Origin of the sequence: Mesorhizobium sp. M4B.F.Ca.ET.214.01.1.1 (assembly GCF_004791545.1) — a bacterium.
GTDB classification, from domain to species: domain Bacteria; phylum Pseudomonadota; class Alphaproteobacteria; order Rhizobiales; family Rhizobiaceae; genus Mesorhizobium; species Mesorhizobium abyssinicae.
In genome coordinates this window covers 52,730-66,027 of record NZ_SRUX01000006.1, presented here as the reverse complement: position 1 = coordinate 66,027, position 13,298 = coordinate 52,730, and the positions used below count along the sequence as shown (strand labels likewise).

At 58.4% G+C, this 13,298-nt stretch carries 11 protein-coding genes and 5 pseudogenes; 8 read left to right on the top strand and 8 right to left on the bottom strand.

All coding sequences use genetic code 11. The features are described 5' to 3' along the window. Positions 1–37: 37 nt before the first annotated feature. From EN857_RS13810 to EN857_RS13790, 5 genes are read right to left on the bottom strand one after another with little or no spacing between them, the layout of a single operon-like run. Entirely contained in the window at positions 38–1,081 is a 1,044-nt protein-coding gene (locus EN857_RS13810) for an oligopeptide/dipeptide ABC transporter ATP-binding protein (protein ID WP_128187388.1), read from the bottom strand. Continuing rightward, positions 1,078–2,085 carry an ABC transporter ATP-binding protein gene (locus EN857_RS13805; protein ID WP_128187390.1) on the bottom strand — a complete coding sequence of 336 codons (1,008 nt, stop codon included), beginning with the start codon at positions 2,083–2,085 and terminating at the stop codon, positions 1,078–1,080. Before EN857_RS13805 ends, EN857_RS13810 begins: the two co-directional genes overlap by 4 nt. A gap of 1 nt (position 2,086) precedes the next feature. Further along, positions 2,087–2,968: an ABC transporter permease gene (locus EN857_RS13800; RefSeq protein ID WP_128187392.1), complete on the bottom strand. Its 882-nt coding sequence runs from the start codon at positions 2,966–2,968 to the stop codon at positions 2,087–2,089. A 1-nt stretch (position 2,969) separates the two neighbouring features. After that, complete coding sequence (locus EN857_RS13795) at positions 2,970–3,911, bottom strand: ABC transporter permease (protein WP_128187394.1); 942 nt, start codon at positions 3,909–3,911, stop codon at positions 2,970–2,972. Positions 3,912–3,914: 3 nt separating this feature from the next. Then, on the bottom strand, positions 3,915–5,513 hold the full coding sequence (locus EN857_RS13790; RefSeq protein ID WP_128187396.1) for an ABC transporter substrate-binding protein: 1,599 nt from the start codon (positions 5,511–5,513) through the stop codon (positions 3,915–3,917). Between the two features lie 614 nt (positions 5,514–6,127). On the opposite strand from EN857_RS13790, the pseudogene EN857_RS13785 reads away from it, so the two are divergent. After that, a pseudogene (locus tag EN857_RS13785) lies at positions 6,128–7,271 on the top strand (IS3 family transposase). Here EN857_RS13785 and EN857_RS13780 read toward each other — a convergent pair. The 3 genes and pseudogenes from EN857_RS13780 to EN857_RS35590 all read right to left on the bottom strand — a co-directional run. After that, a complete protein-coding gene (locus tag EN857_RS13780) occupies positions 7,263–7,745 on the bottom strand; it encodes a hypothetical protein (protein WP_210235139.1) in 483 nt (160 codons plus the stop codon). The pseudogene EN857_RS13785 and the gene EN857_RS13780 sit on opposite strands and share 9 nt — an antisense overlap. 166 nt (positions 7,746–7,911) lie before the next feature. Continuing rightward, positions 7,912–8,105 (bottom strand): annotated as a pseudogene (locus EN857_RS13775) (transposase); the annotation flags it as partial. Between the two features lie 325 nt (positions 8,106–8,430). Then, positions 8,431–8,970: pseudogene (locus tag EN857_RS35590) on the bottom strand (ATP-grasp domain-containing protein); the annotation flags it as partial. On the opposite strand from EN857_RS35590, the pseudogene EN857_RS36160 reads away from it, so the two are divergent. The 7 genes and pseudogenes from EN857_RS36160 to EN857_RS36305 all read left to right on the top strand — a co-directional run bounded on the left by EN857_RS36160 (position 8,951) and on the right by EN857_RS36305 (position 13,244). Next, positions 8,951–9,442: pseudogene (locus EN857_RS36160) on the top strand (transposase). The pseudogenes EN857_RS35590 and EN857_RS36160 overlap by 20 nt on opposite strands. 962 nt (positions 9,443–10,404) lie before the next feature. Next, positions 10,405–10,818 (top strand): SET domain-containing protein-lysine N-methyltransferase, encoded by a 414-nt coding sequence (locus EN857_RS13760; protein ID WP_135858756.1) that lies wholly within the window; start codon positions 10,405–10,407, stop codon positions 10,816–10,818. A gap of 224 nt (positions 10,819–11,042) precedes the next feature. After that, positions 11,043–11,305, top strand: a pseudogene (locus tag EN857_RS13755) (IS110 family transposase); the annotation flags it as partial. 793 nt (positions 11,306–12,098) lie between these two features. Further along, positions 12,099–12,233, top strand: coding sequence for a reverse transcriptase N-terminal domain-containing protein (locus EN857_RS35570; protein ID WP_348630788.1), 135 nt, complete (start codon positions 12,099–12,101; stop codon positions 12,231–12,233). Beyond that, entirely contained in the window at positions 12,230–12,505 is a 276-nt protein-coding gene (locus tag EN857_RS36310) for a reverse transcriptase domain-containing protein (protein WP_348630787.1), read from the top strand. The genes EN857_RS35570 and EN857_RS36310 overlap by 4 nt, the downstream gene beginning before the upstream one ends. Then, positions 12,438–12,896: a transposase gene (locus EN857_RS35215; protein WP_245511300.1), complete on the top strand. Its 459-nt coding sequence runs from the start codon at positions 12,438–12,440 to the stop codon at positions 12,894–12,896. Before EN857_RS36310 ends, EN857_RS35215 begins: the two co-directional genes overlap by 68 nt. Positions 12,897–13,112: 216 nt before the next feature. Continuing rightward, positions 13,113–13,244 (top strand): transposase, encoded by a 132-nt coding sequence (locus EN857_RS36305; RefSeq protein WP_210235138.1) that lies wholly within the window; start codon positions 13,113–13,115, stop codon positions 13,242–13,244. Positions 13,245–13,298 lie beyond the last annotated feature (54 nt).

The following is a 13,298-nucleotide window of genomic DNA, read 5'->3' as shown; positions in this document are numbered from 1 at the left end:
TTTCATTTTGGGGTAACGTTCGAGATTTCCGTCTGAGTTAAGGGATCTCTGATAAGTGGGTTGCCGGACTGAAAAATCGCTGCCAAACCGGCTTCCCCGGAATCTCGCTTGCCGGAGCGCGCACATGACATGCGACGACGCGGCCGTCTGCCATCGGCACCAGGGCTGGTACGTCGATCCGGCAACGCTCGACCGCGAGCGGACAACGCGGGTGGAACGCGCAGCCACTTGGCGGATTAATCGGGCTCGGCACCTCACCTTCGACAGGCGCCTCCAGCCGAACACGTGTGGGATCCGGCACAGGTGCAGCGGCGATCAGGGCTTCCGTGTATGGATGAACTGGCTTGGCAAAGAGAGCTTCGCATGTGGCCAGTTCCACGATCCGCCCGAGGTACATGACGGCGACGCGGTGGCCGATATGCTCCACGACGCCGAGGTCATGCGAGATGAAGACGAAGGCGATGCCCATCTGCTGCTGCAGATCCAGGAGTAGGTTCAGGATCTGGGCCTGCACGGAGACGTCGAGCGCTGACACGGCCTCGTCGGCGATGATGAGCGAGGGGTTGAGCGCCAGGGCGCGCGCGATGCCGAGCCGCTGGCGCTGTCCGCCCGACAGCTCGGAGGGCAGCCTGTGCATCATCTCGGGCGACATTCCGACCTTTCGCAGGAGGTCCGCGGCAAGCGCCTGGCGCTGCCGTCGGCCGAGGCGCTCAAAGTTCTCGACAGGCTCAGTAATGATCTGTCCGGCGGTGAGACGCGGGTTCAGCGACGAGTAAGGGTCCTGAAAGACCATCTGCATCCGACGGCGCCAAGCATGAAGAGCATGCTTCTTGAGACCTGCAACGTCGGTTCCGTCGATCAGCACGCGCCCGCCCGTCGGCTCCACGAGCCGCATCAAGAGCCGCGCGATGGTGGACTTGCCGCAGCCGGATTCGCCGACGATGCAGAGCGTCTCGCCGGCCTCAACGCTAAAGGTTACATCCTCCACCGCCCGGATCACTGGGACTGTCTTCTTGAGGATACCCGAACCAAGGGGATAGTGCTTGGTCAGATTCTCGACTTTCAGTAGAGGACCGTTCATGCACCCATCACCTCTTCGGCGCGCCAGCAAGCTGCGGCGTGGCTCGACCCGACATCACGCAGGGGGGGCGTCTTCTCGCGGCAAATGTCGATCGCGAACGGGCAGCGAGGCGCAAAGCTGCAGCCGACGATGGGCTCGCGCAGGCTTGGCACGATGCCGGGAATTTCTGGAAGGCGGCGCTGTCTGCCACGCCGCGGATCAGGCATCGATCGCATCAGGCCCTGGGTGTAGGGATGCGCCGGACGCGCGAACAGATCGATTACGGTCGCCTGCTCGACGATCCGGCCAGCGTACATGACAATCACGCGTTGGCATGTCTCGGCTACAACGCCCAGATCATGCGTGATGAACATGACGGCCGTTCCCGTGCGCTCCTTTAGATCGACGATAAGCCGCAGGATCTGCGCCTGGATGGTGACGTCGAGCGCCGTCGTCGGCTCGTCGGCAATCAACAGTTCCGGCGAGCAGGCCAGAGCCATGGCAATCATGGCGCGCTGGCGCATGCCGCCCGACATTTCGTGAGGATAGTTGCTGACGCGCCGTTCCGGGTCCGCGATGCAGACGAACCGCAGCATCTCTTCGGCCTTTTTCATGGCCACCGATCGGGAAGCCTTGGTGTGGATCTGCACCGCCTCGGCGATCTGGCGGCCGACCGTATAGACCGGGTTCAGGCTCGTCATCGGCTCCTGAAAGATCATGGCGATCTGGTCGCCGCGTATCTGTCGCATCTCCCGATCAGACAGTCCAAGGACGTCGCGTCCGCGAAAACTGATCTTGCCGCCGACGATCCTGGCGGTCAGCTTCGGAAGCAGTCGAAGGATGGAGAGAGCGGTGACGCTCTTGCCGCATCCCGATTCGCCAACAATGCCGAGGGTCTCGCCTTTCTTCACCTGGAAGCTGATGCCACCCAGCGCGCGGGTGACGCTCTCTTCGCCGTAAAAGTGCGTCTCAAGATCTTGTACATCAAGAAGCACGTCATTTTCTGCCATTTGATGCATCTGCATGTCAGCGCCTCCGCTTCGCGCGGGGATCGAATAAGTCGCGCAAACCGTCCCCGAGCAGGTTGACGGCAAGGACCGTGACCGCAAGACAGATACCCGGCGCAAAGATCGTCATCGGCGCGATGGCCAGATACAGGCGCGAACTGGCGATCATATTGCCCCAGCTCGGTATCTCTGGCGGCACGCCCACGCCAAGGAAACTCAGCCCCGCCTCCGTCAGGATTGCGCTGGCGCAGACAGTTGCGCTCTGGACCATGAGCCCCGGAATAGTGCTCGGCAGGATATGCCGCCACAGCACCTTGGGCAGGCGCGCACCACCACAGAGAGCGGCCTCCACATAGGGACGCTCGCGGACACTCAGAACCACTGAACGAACGAGCCGGGCGACGGCTGGCGTCTCGGGGATCGCGATGGCAACGACGAGGATGCCGATGCCAGGCCCTGTCAGAGAAATGAGCGCAATCGCCAGCAGAATCGTCGGTATCGACATCAGGCCATCCATGACCCGCATGGCGACGTTGTCGAAGTTGCGGCTGTAGCCGGCGACAACTCCGATCAGAAGCCCGACTACGGCCGCGCTCGCCGCTGACAGCAGCCCTACAAGCAGGGAGATGCGGGCACCGAATACCGTTCGAGCAAATACGTCTCTTCCCAAATTATCGCTGCCAAACCACATTTTGGCGGAACTCGGCTGGAGGCGCTTGAACGGATCCATATTCACTGGGTCGCCGGCGTAAAGCGGGGCAGCGAGCGCCAGGACGATCAGGAGCATCAGGAGACCGCCGCCGATCAGGACAAGCGGGTGCCGCCTTGCCAGACGGGGAACGTCGGATAAGTGCAGCCGACCCATCGGCACGGCTTCAACTGGTGCGGAGAGGAGGGTCATATTAGTACCGGATGCGGGGATCGATCAGCGTATAGGTAAGATCGACCATGAGATTGATAACGACGTACAGACCCGAAGTCAGGATGAGGACACTCTGAATGATGGGATAGTCGCGATTGCTGATCGCATCCACGACCAGCCGACCTACACCGGGTATGTTGAACACCGTTTCCGTGAGGACGACTCCGCCAATCAGATAGGCAAAGCTTATGCCGATGACCGTCAAAATCGGGACGCCCGCATTCTTCAGAGCGTGGTGGAAAAGCATAGAATAGGACGAGGCGCCCTTGGCGGCGGCCGTTCGCATATAGTCTTCCGACAGGACCTCCAGCATGCTTGCCCGCGTGACCCGGGCGATGAAAGCAACGAAGCCAACACCTAAGGCCACGGTGGGAAGGATCAGGTGCACAAACCAAGGCCCCAGACCCTCAACGATCGGGAAATATCCCTGGACCGGTAGCCAGTGTGCCCTGATGGCGAAGAAGTATATGAAGAAGTAGCCGATGACAAAAACCGGGACGCAATAGCCGACTGCCGAAAACGCCGCGAGGAGGCGATCGAGCAGTCCGCCAGTTCTCCACGCGGCAAGCATACCAAATGTGACTCCGAGCGATACCGAAAGGATCATCGTCAGGATGGAGAGAGAGAGAGTCGGCTCAAGCCGCTGTGAAATGAGTTCGAGGACAGGCCGTCCCGCGAAGATCGAAGTGCCGAAATCGCCGCGGGCCATGTCGCGGACCCAGCGCAAGAACTGAATTGGCATAGGATCGTTTAGGCCCAGCCGTTCGCGGATGCTAACAATCATCTCTGCAGTGGCCGCCTTGCCGGCAATCATCGCCGCCGGATCGCCCGGTGCCAGCCTGAGAAGCATGAAGACGAAAATCCCAACCATCGCCATGACGGCGATGGTCGAAACCAGTCGGCGCAGAATGTAAACAGCCATCGCTCAGGCTCTTTTCATGTTCCACATCGGGATGACTTCGGGCATCCCAATCAACCCGGTTAGCGACTTTCGGCGCGCGATTGGCTGAAAAAATTGGCCTAGCAGCACCGTGCCGACATTGTCCCAGTATGTTTTTTGCATGCTTCGGGCTAGCGCTTGGCGCTCTTCGAGAGTTTCAAGGTTCGGCCATTTGGCTCGAAGAGCCTCATATTCCTCAAATTTTGGCCAACCGTACCAAGCCTTATCGCCATTGGCCGCCATAGTGACGTTAACATGCGGATTTGCGCGTGTTGAATTGGACTCGGTCGTACAAAATATGCTCCACCCCCCGTTTTCAACTGAGTCCTTCTTTTCTCGCCGTGCAGCAACTCCGGCCCAGTCACTTGCGGCTAGCTCGGCGTTGACGCCGATGTTACGCAGGGTGGCTGCGAGAAGTTCTGAAACGTTGCTTCCTTGGGCCCAATCGGTAGGCTGAAGGATAACTACCGGCTCGCCCGAGTAGCCAGATTCCTCGAACAGCCGTTTTGCCTTTTCCGGGTCCCCGCCTTTCTTAAACCATCCTGTATTCTCATCATTGGTGTATAATGTGCCGTTACCGAAGAACGACGTAACCGTCCTGTAATACTTCTGGTCTCCAATTGCCACCTGTAAAAACGCTTCTTGATCAACCAAGTGAAGCAATGCCTGGCGGGCTTTTACATTATTGAAAGGCTTCTGCAGGCAATTCATGCGCAGGTACATAAGTTGCCCGGATGGATCGAGAACATCCAGCGCAAGGTCTGGATCACTTTCAATTACAGACAGAAGTTCAACTGGCGGCAATTGCATAAAATCGATCTCGCCGGCTTGTAGGGCCGCAGCAGCAGTTTGGGGATCACGAATATTCTCCCAGATTACCTGATCGACTCTGACTATCTTTCCACCGGACAGTCCGTCCGACGGCTCCTTGCGCGGGACGTATCTCTCGTTCCGATCATAAGTGAAGCTCGCACCCGGTTTTGCAAGGGAATGGTTGAATTTAAAAGGGCCTGAACCTATGTTCGCGGTAACTTGTTCGGTTGCTGGTATTTCAGCATCCCGCTCGCGCATAACGTACAAATAGGTGGGCGACGCCAAAATATCGATCAGAATGCCCAGCGACTCATGGAGCTCGATGACGAATGTTTTCTCGTCTTTTTTATAGATGTTTTTAACGTGCTGCATCATAAGCTGTCCGCCAACCGACTTTTGGCTCCAGCGGCGTATTGACGCTACACAATCCGCCGCGGTTACGAGCGTGCCGTCATGCCACCCCAAGCCGTCGCGAAGCTCAAATGTATAAATCTTCTTGTCTTGGGAAACGCCCCATTTACCTACCATTTGCGGCCGCGGTAGCATTTTGGAGTCGGGCGCAAACAGCGTGTCATAGATCGCTAAACCGTGGTCTTGTGTAACGTAGTCCCAATTAAGAAAAGGATCGAACGTTTGAAGGTCTGTATCCTTGACCATGCGGACTGTTCCCGCTGCAGCGGGCGCCGCTTGCGCTCTAGATAGAACGGGGACCGATGCGGCTGCCCCAGCAGCCAAGCCCGCCTTGATAAGCTCCCGTCTTGAAATTGCCATTTCCCACTCCCTTTTTTTAAGCTCCGATGACCTGCCTCTTTTACGCAGCGATAGGCTTGGTCCCGCACGCTTATTGGCTGCGTCGGCTCTGCCTTAGGCATGAACGCACGATTCAGAGCATCGGCCAGATCCGAGTTATATGCGCACGACGAAATTCCCACGAGCCAAGCTATCGAAATGCTATGCCAAGAACCGCTGCGAGATTAACGTCACTCATTCGTTCCCTACGTTTTTAAATTTTGTTCTCACCCATGGTAGCAGGCAAGCGTGCAGCTCAGCCGCGCAATTTCGTGCGAAGTGGTTTTTTTGCGCAAATATTGAGCTTTTTTGCGCTCTGACGTATTGTCGTTTGCAAATCCTGCGTTGCTTATGAGGCTATTGGCAGATCGAGTCCGCACCACCATACATCTAGCGCTTTGTGAGTTTTGGTCGTCATCACTGCCCACCTTAAATTCCGCACAGCACGGTTTCCGGCCAGAGTGGGCAGATGCGTTCCTTGCGGCCCTTGCCAGTAAGGCGAACGCAACGTGGGCCATCGAACCGGATCGCCTTGGTGGCTGCTGCCGGTTTCGCGGACACTGAGATAAGGTGTTTGACGGAACTGGAGAGTGGGAATGCGAAGACGAAAGTTCAGCCGCGAGTTCAAGCTTGAGGCGGTGAGATTGGTGAAGGATCGGGGTGTTGCGGTTGCCCAGGCTGCCCGTGATCTGGATGTCCATGAGAATGTGCTACGCAAATGGGTGCGCGATCTATCGGGCGATCTCAGCATGCGTTTCCCGGCCACGGCCAAATGAAGCCCGAACAGCTGGAGATTGATCGGTTGCGCAAGGAAGTCGCGAAGCTAAAGGCGGAGCGCGACATCCTAAAAAAGACCGCAGCCCACTTCGCGAGGGAAGTGACATGAGGTTCGCTTTCATCGCTAGGCATCCGGGCATCTGGCCGGTGGCATGGCTATGCAGTGCGCTGGATGTGTCCCGCTCTGGCTTCCATGCCTGGCTCAATCGCCGCCCCAGCGCTCGCTCCCGACATGACAAGATTCTCGTTGCCAGGATCGACCGAAGCTTTAAGAGCAGCGACCGTACCTACGGCGCGCGTCGTGTGTGGCACGATGTTCTGGCCGATGGGTTCTCTTGCGGCCTGCGTCGCATCGAACGGCTGATGCGGGAGAACGGCCTGCGGGCATGTCCACGCCGACGCGGGCTGCCGAAGGATACCGGGCGAGCGGGCGGCTGTGTCGGACAACCTCCTCGACCGCGCCTTCGAGGCATCGGCTCCGAACTAGAAATGGGTCGGCGACTTCACCTATATCTGGACCGCGGAAGGTTGGCTCTACGTTGCCGCCGTCGACCTGTTCTCGCGCCGGGTAGTCGGCTGGGCGATGCGGGCGGAGATGACGGCACAACTGGTCACCGACGCCCTCATCATGGCGATCTGAAGGAGAGGCAAACCCGACGGCCTGCTGCATCATTCGGACCAGGGCAGCCAATATACGAGCGAGCAGTTTCAGCGGCTGATGGCAGATCACGGCATCACCTGTTCGATGAGCCGGTCCGGCAACGTCTGGGACAATGCGGCCATGGAGAGCTTCTTCTCGTCGCTCAAGACAGAGCGCACGGTACGCAAAGTTTACAGGACCAGAGATGCCGCCAGACCGGATGTGTTCGACTACATCGAGCGCTTCTACAATCCTCGGCGGCGCACTCGACACTGGGCTATCTGAGCCCGGTGGAGTTCGAGGCACGAGCTATATTAGCTTAACTTCGTGTCCGAAAAACCGGCAGCAGGCCATGGGGCACAGCTCGAGAGCCTCCTGTATCCGTGCCCTGCTGTTGTAGAGGAACGAGAGCAGCTGAGCGATCGGTGCGGGATCCTTGGTCGCGACGAAGTGAAGAAGCTGCGGATCGCGGCAAGCCTGCAGTTGCGCGTGCCGATGGTGCCGCCACGATCGTGCTCGGTGTGAGCGAGGAAGGCAGCCACCTCGCCGGCGGTCGGATCGGCCAGCGTGATCATCGCCACCTTCTTTTCCGCGCCTGTTGCGACGAACCGCAGGAACAGTCGCCAGGTATCACGAAAGGATCCTTTCCTTTCCCACAGCCTGCATTCCCGCTGCTCGAGATAATCGAGGAATCTGCGCGCGCACCTGCAGTGGTTACTGATCGCCCTCAAGTGATAGCGCTGGCCAGCCAGTACGGCCTTGAGCTCGGCGATCAGTTCTTCATTGGATTTCCGCATTATCGACTCCTCTGCTCGTCAAATATGACTGCAGAGGTTCGCCGGAAAATAATGCGGAGCAAAGCCAATGCCGAATCCGCAGAATTTCTCGATATTTACGCGCCGGGCCGACGTTCCTTTACATTACCTCCACCTCGCGATTAGCCGGCACATGGCGAGGTAGGCATATCCCGGTGAAGCCGTCGGGGTGAGCGATTGGGCGTTTGGCCTTGCTGTCGGGCGCATAGACATAAACGACGCCCGGCGGGTCGCTTCCCTGCCATGGCCGGTCATCGCGGGCGTAGGCGCAGAGTTGGCCTGTCTTCGTCTGCCGCGGCCCGTATCAAGAACCGGCGCCGTCGTCTCGTTGGCGAAGGTTTTGGTGAGGACTTCAATCCCGCAAGCAGCCGCTGAACCGGACCAACGGTCTTTCACCGATGTACGCCAGCGGATTGTGTGAGCTCATGCGCTGGCTCCAGCCGTCCCACAACGCATCGTATTTGAGGAGACGGGAGCATATCACCGCCTGCTCGACCGAACCCTGCCCAGTCGAGACGGCTCCGTGCCTTGGGCTGATCCGCCGTGCACGAACCATCTTGCGATGCAAAACCGGCAAGCGCCACAGGTTGCCTATGCGCCAAAGTTCGCAAACGGTGTGATCGACCAACCGATTAGATCGGCAGCATGCTGAAGTATCGCCCTGATTGGGCGAACACGGCATGCGCGGACTGACTTCAATGACGACAGGCCCACGCTTCGTCCACCGGAATTCAATGTTCGTCGGCCCCCAGCCAAGGCCGAGAGCTCGCAAACAGTTTTGCGAAACATCTACGATGTGGTCACGCTCATCATCCGTCAGCGGGGCCGGTAGAGTTAATTCACGAAAGACGAAATGCGGTGGGGGCCGAACTCTCCGGCGTAAATCCCAATGACCTCATTTCCTATTATGTCTGTGCAATAGAAGGGGCCTTGTGCGAATTCTTCCACCAGTATCCTTGGCGAAGAACGCCATATGTGGTTCCCGCCTAGCAAATAGGTCGTACGCTCGGCCAACTCATCGACGCGCGGCACAATCGGACACCGATGCTGCCGCTGCCCAGGGCCGGCTTAAGAACCACCGGCAGGCCGATGCGGCGGCAAAGCTTTCCACCTCCGTCGCGTTCGATGCCACGCGATAAGCAGGAACTGGAACGCCAGCCTCCGCGAAAACCTTTCGTTGAGCGAATTTGTCGCAGCATCTAGACAACACATCAAGCTGTGGACGTGCCGCCAAGAAGACCAAGCGCTACCCGTCCGATGTGACGGACGAGGAGTGGGAACAGATCGCTCCGCTGATCCCCAAGCCTGGGCGTCGCGGCCGGCTGTTGATGGTCAACCTCACCCCCGCCGACATCTCCGACAGTGCCGAGGCTCAGGCGATCCTGGATGGCATCCGCAAGCGCAGGCTCTCGGTGAAGCATCTGTTCGCCGACGGCTCCTATGACCGGCTGAAGCTCATGGAGAAAGCCACCTATCTCGATTTCGTGGTCAAGATCTCCGCCGATCCGACGACCAGAAGGGCTCCGAAGTCTTGCCCGCCGCTGGGTTGTCGAGCGCACCTTCGGCTGGACGACGCGGTGGCGGAGGCTCGTGCGCGACTACGAGAAGCGCATCGACGTCTCTCATGCCATGATCTTGTCGCTATGGGCAATATCATCCGCAGGAACGCTCATCCCTGATTTTCAAAACAGATGGGGTGATTGGGTCTCGACCGAGCCAGATGATGGCGGCTGCTCCTGTGGAAATGTGAAAACGTGGTCGATGTGAGTGGCCACAAACATAGGAAGGAGCAGCCATGAAGTACTTTGCCGGAATGGACGGTGCGCCGTGGCGGCGCGGGAGGTGAACATGGAATAGCCACCTCTCAAGCTTGCTGATTTTCGACCGGCGGCTGCAATGCCGCCCCGCCTGCAGGAGCGGCGGGCCGAAGGGGGCCGAGAAGCTCGACCGGGCGTCGCCGGTTGGGTGAATTTGCAGATCGGGCGGAACTGTACCGGGTGCGAACCATCCACCGCAGGCCGGGCTACGACAGTGTATATGGCGAGACAACGAAGTGAGCGCCGGAAGCCTCGGATTCAACCGGTAACGCCTCCAATCGCCAAAATGGCAATGGGAGGTAAGAAGCGATCAGACGCGGTGGGCTCGTGTATCTCCGCTGCGGGCGCGTTGAACGCGCCAAAGACGGGGGAGGCTCACATGGCCCTGTCTTCCGCATCGCCTGATAACGGCGGGGGGACACCATCGAGGGCTCGCTGACTTCTTCCGCTTATTCAACTGAACTCAGCCACCCATATTGGTAGGTTCAACTAGCTTGGGGACAAGGTAAATTTCGCGCAGAACAGGTGCCCCGCCCATCCAGTGATCCGTCGACCTGAGCGCGGAGAAGTATCCCGGTTTGGCTGGCGCGGTATGGGAGGCGAGGGTGGAGATGGTTATCTGGAATTTGGAGAGCCTCGGTGATAGCTGCGACAAGGAGGTTTGCGACGAAGCCGGCGGGCGTAATAGGGGATTCGGGAAGAGTTCTTACCTTCAGCTTATTTGATGTCCATGTTACCGGCGAAGTACGCGTTCGCTTACGAACGGGCCGAAGGGGCAAGTACGGCCCTATAGTCCATGCTCTGCACCAAAGGAGTCGCACACGATGACAGAAAAGTTATTTGACCGCACTAACTCTATTTACATCATGAACATACCGCAAAAAGGCCGTGGTGTATTTGCGAATATTCCATTCAAACGTGGAGATTTACTTGAGCGAGCGCCCACATTTGGACTTGATAGAGCGACAGCAAAGATATTAGATAGCACTGCTCTTTTAGCATACTACTTTGGACGGCATGACATGCCTCTTGCATCTGAATCCTTGGCTGGATATGTTGTTTTCGGATTTGCCTCGATAGTAAACCACTCTTGGAATCCCAATGCCAAAATAGTTTGGGACGACGAAGAAACCGGCGCATGGGTCAGCGTTGTGGCAATAAGAGACATAAAAGTCGGCGAGGAAATAACACACCGGTATACGGACATCTCCGCCTTTCCTGATACTTTCATTGACTGAAGTTCTAAAGCAGGGATCGGATGGCATCCGATGCGCGCTGCGCAGTTGCGTCAAGGCGATCGGCGCCAAAACGTCTTTCCAGACCGATGAGGCCGACATATGCACGGTATCCCTGTTCCGAAAGGGGTCGGAACAAGAGTAGTGCGAAATCGATGGGATGGAAGGCTCCCGCTCCGCCGGTGCTAGGTTGGCATCGGTTAGGATGGATAAACGGGAGCATACGAGTGGAAGAGATTTCTACCGTTGGCATCGACTTCGCGAACTCGGGGTTTCAGATTCATGCGATTGATAGCCCCCGCAAAGTCGTCGTCCGGCTCCAGCTGCGCCGCCAGCAGATGTTGAAGTTTTTCGAGCAGCTACCACCCTGCCTCGTCGGAATGGAAGCGGCGGCACTGCCCACTTTTGGGCGCGCGAGCTGTCGGCCTTTGGGCATGATGTGCGGCTGATGCCGCCGGCCTATGTGAAACCCTACGTAAGACGGCAGAAAATGGGATGGTTGCCGCCCTCCCCAGACGGCATCGCAATGTGCCAAGGTCGTGGTGTTCAACGCCACGAAAAGGAGAGGACGGCAAATGGAAGATACAATGATCGGTGTGGACCGGGCGGAGAACGTTGCGACCTGCAAGTCGCGTGAGTTTCTGTTTTCAGGAGGAAATATTGCCTGAGGAAACCGGCTGTTCCATCAGCCGTACCCTACCCGGACATGCCGAGCGGGTAACAGCTCGGTGTGTGAACCTCTGGGGACAACGTAGCGGCCGGATATTCGGTCGGCGAGGCAAGGCGGAATCTGCCAGCAGGAAGGCGGAGAGGAGCAAGAGATGGGCGGATACGACCAACGTATGTGAACTTCCGATAAACGTCGTGATCTTTGACAAGCCAAACGTGCTGACAGGCTTGAACCAAAACGGTACGCGGTGTGGAGTGGTCTTTGAAAACTTGGACACCATGGACGACCAGCCGCCGGCGAAGAGGAAGGGTCCGCCCCGCTCGGAGACTTATGCGGAACAGGGTAATGCTGCCGGCAACGGCAGGCGGACCATAAGGAACGCTGTTGGCGGTGTGGGTAAAGGACTGCGGAAAAGCGAACGCCCGACTGTGATGGACGGGATACGGGCTGAAACATCGCCCAATGCGAAGGCGGGCAGACTTCTGCGCGGTCATTCATGGCGAGGCACTGCGCATATGTGGGCCAGGCGAACTGGTGCACATTCAGGCAGAGGTGAAACGACTTCAGGTGCGCATCGCCAAGGCACCCCGGAAGGCCGAAGGAAGGTGAAGCATTGCAACGTCTGTTGACCCGCTCGCATAGCGGCAAGATGTTGGCCGTGAAACGGGTGACGGAGAATCGCGGTAAAAGAACGCCGGGGTGGACGGTAAGATTTGGTCATCCCCTGCGGCCAGATGGAACGGGATGATGTCACTTCGACATCGCAGCTTTCGCGCGATGCCCCTGCGACGTGTTTACATTCACAAGAGTAACGGCAAGAAGCGTCCGCTGGGAATTCCCTGTATGCGGTGCCGGGCGATGCAGGCGTTGTGGAAGCTCGCTCTGGACCCAGTGGCAGAGACACTGGCGGACCCGAATTCATATGGGTTCCGGCCCGAACGCTCGACTGCCGATGCCCATCGAGCAGTGCTTCATCACTCTGGCGAAGCGAGCTTCGCCAGAGTGGATTCTGGAAGGTGACATCAAAGTCTGTTTCGACAGCTTCAGCCACTTCTGGCTTCTGGAGCACGTAGCGATGGACAACCACGACTTGCGTGACGTCGCATTACTGGGGACGCGAGACCATGAAGCTGGGGCACACCGTCCGGCTGATCCCGCCAATTTACGTGAAGCCTTCGTGAAGCGGCACAAGAATGACGCGGCGGATGCCGAAGCCATTGCGGAAGCTGCATCGCGCCCGACCATGCGCTTTGTTGCCGTGAAGAGCGAGGAGCAGCAGGCCCGGGCGATGATCTTCCGCGCACGCGACCTGCTGGTGCGCCAACGCACGCAGTTGATCAATGCGCTACGCGTCATCTGGCCGAATTCGGCATCGTGGTGGCGAAGGGTCCCGTCCATCTCGAGAAGTTGAATGATGCGATCGATGAGTTGGAGACGGGACTGCCGCCGATGGTCCGCGGATCGGGCGGACCTATCTCGATCAAATTGCCGTCTACACTGAAGAGATCGCCGATCTTGAGAAGAAACTCCGTGCGGAAGCGGCAGGGGGTGAGGTGACGAAGCGGCTGCAGACTATGCCGGGGATCGGGCCGGTCACGGCCTTGGCCGTCGAAGCGTTTGCCCGCCGATGGAAAGCTTTCGACGCAGTCGCGACTTCTCCGCCTGGCTCGGGCTTGTGCCTCTGCAGAAGTCAACCGGCGGCAAGCAGATCCTTGGCAAGACCTCGAAATGGGTCAGCGCGACATCCGCAGACTGCTGATCGTCGGCGCCAGGGCCGTGGTGCGATGGACCGCCCGCCGCGGCGCGCCGAAGG

Excerpts from the sequence above, each read along its gene's own strand:
- EN857_RS13810 (WP_128187388.1), bottom strand. The coding sequence starts at position 1,081 with ATGAACGGTCCTCTACTGAAAGTCGAGAATCTGACCAAGCACTATCCC.
- EN857_RS13805 (WP_128187390.1), bottom strand. The coding sequence starts at position 2,085 with ATGCAGATGCATCAAATGGCAGAAAATGACGTGCTTCTTGATGTACAA.
- EN857_RS13800 (WP_128187392.1), bottom strand. The coding sequence starts at position 2,968 with ATGACCCTCCTCTCCGCACCAGTTGAAGCCGTGCCGATGGGTCGGCTG.
- EN857_RS13795 (WP_128187394.1), bottom strand. The coding sequence starts at position 3,911 with ATGGCTGTTTACATTCTGCGCCGACTGGTTTCGACCATCGCCGTCATG.
- EN857_RS13790 (WP_128187396.1), bottom strand. The coding sequence starts at position 5,513 with ATGGCAATTTCAAGACGGGAGCTTATCAAGGCGGGCTTGGCTGCTGGG.
- EN857_RS13780 (WP_210235139.1), bottom strand. The coding sequence starts at position 7,745 with ATGCGGAAATCCAATGAAGAACTGATCGCCGAGCTCAAGGCCGTACTG.
- EN857_RS13760 (WP_135858756.1), top strand. The coding sequence starts at position 10,405 with ATGACAGAAAAGTTATTTGACCGCACTAACTCTATTTACATCATGAAC.
- EN857_RS36310 (WP_348630787.1), top strand. The coding sequence starts at position 12,230 with ATGATGTCACTTCGACATCGCAGCTTTCGCGCGATGCCCCTGCGACGT.
- EN857_RS35215 (WP_245511300.1), top strand. The coding sequence starts at position 12,438 with ATGCCCATCGAGCAGTGCTTCATCACTCTGGCGAAGCGAGCTTCGCCA.
- EN857_RS36305 (WP_210235138.1), top strand. The coding sequence starts at position 13,113 with ATGGAAAGCTTTCGACGCAGTCGCGACTTCTCCGCCTGGCTCGGGCTT.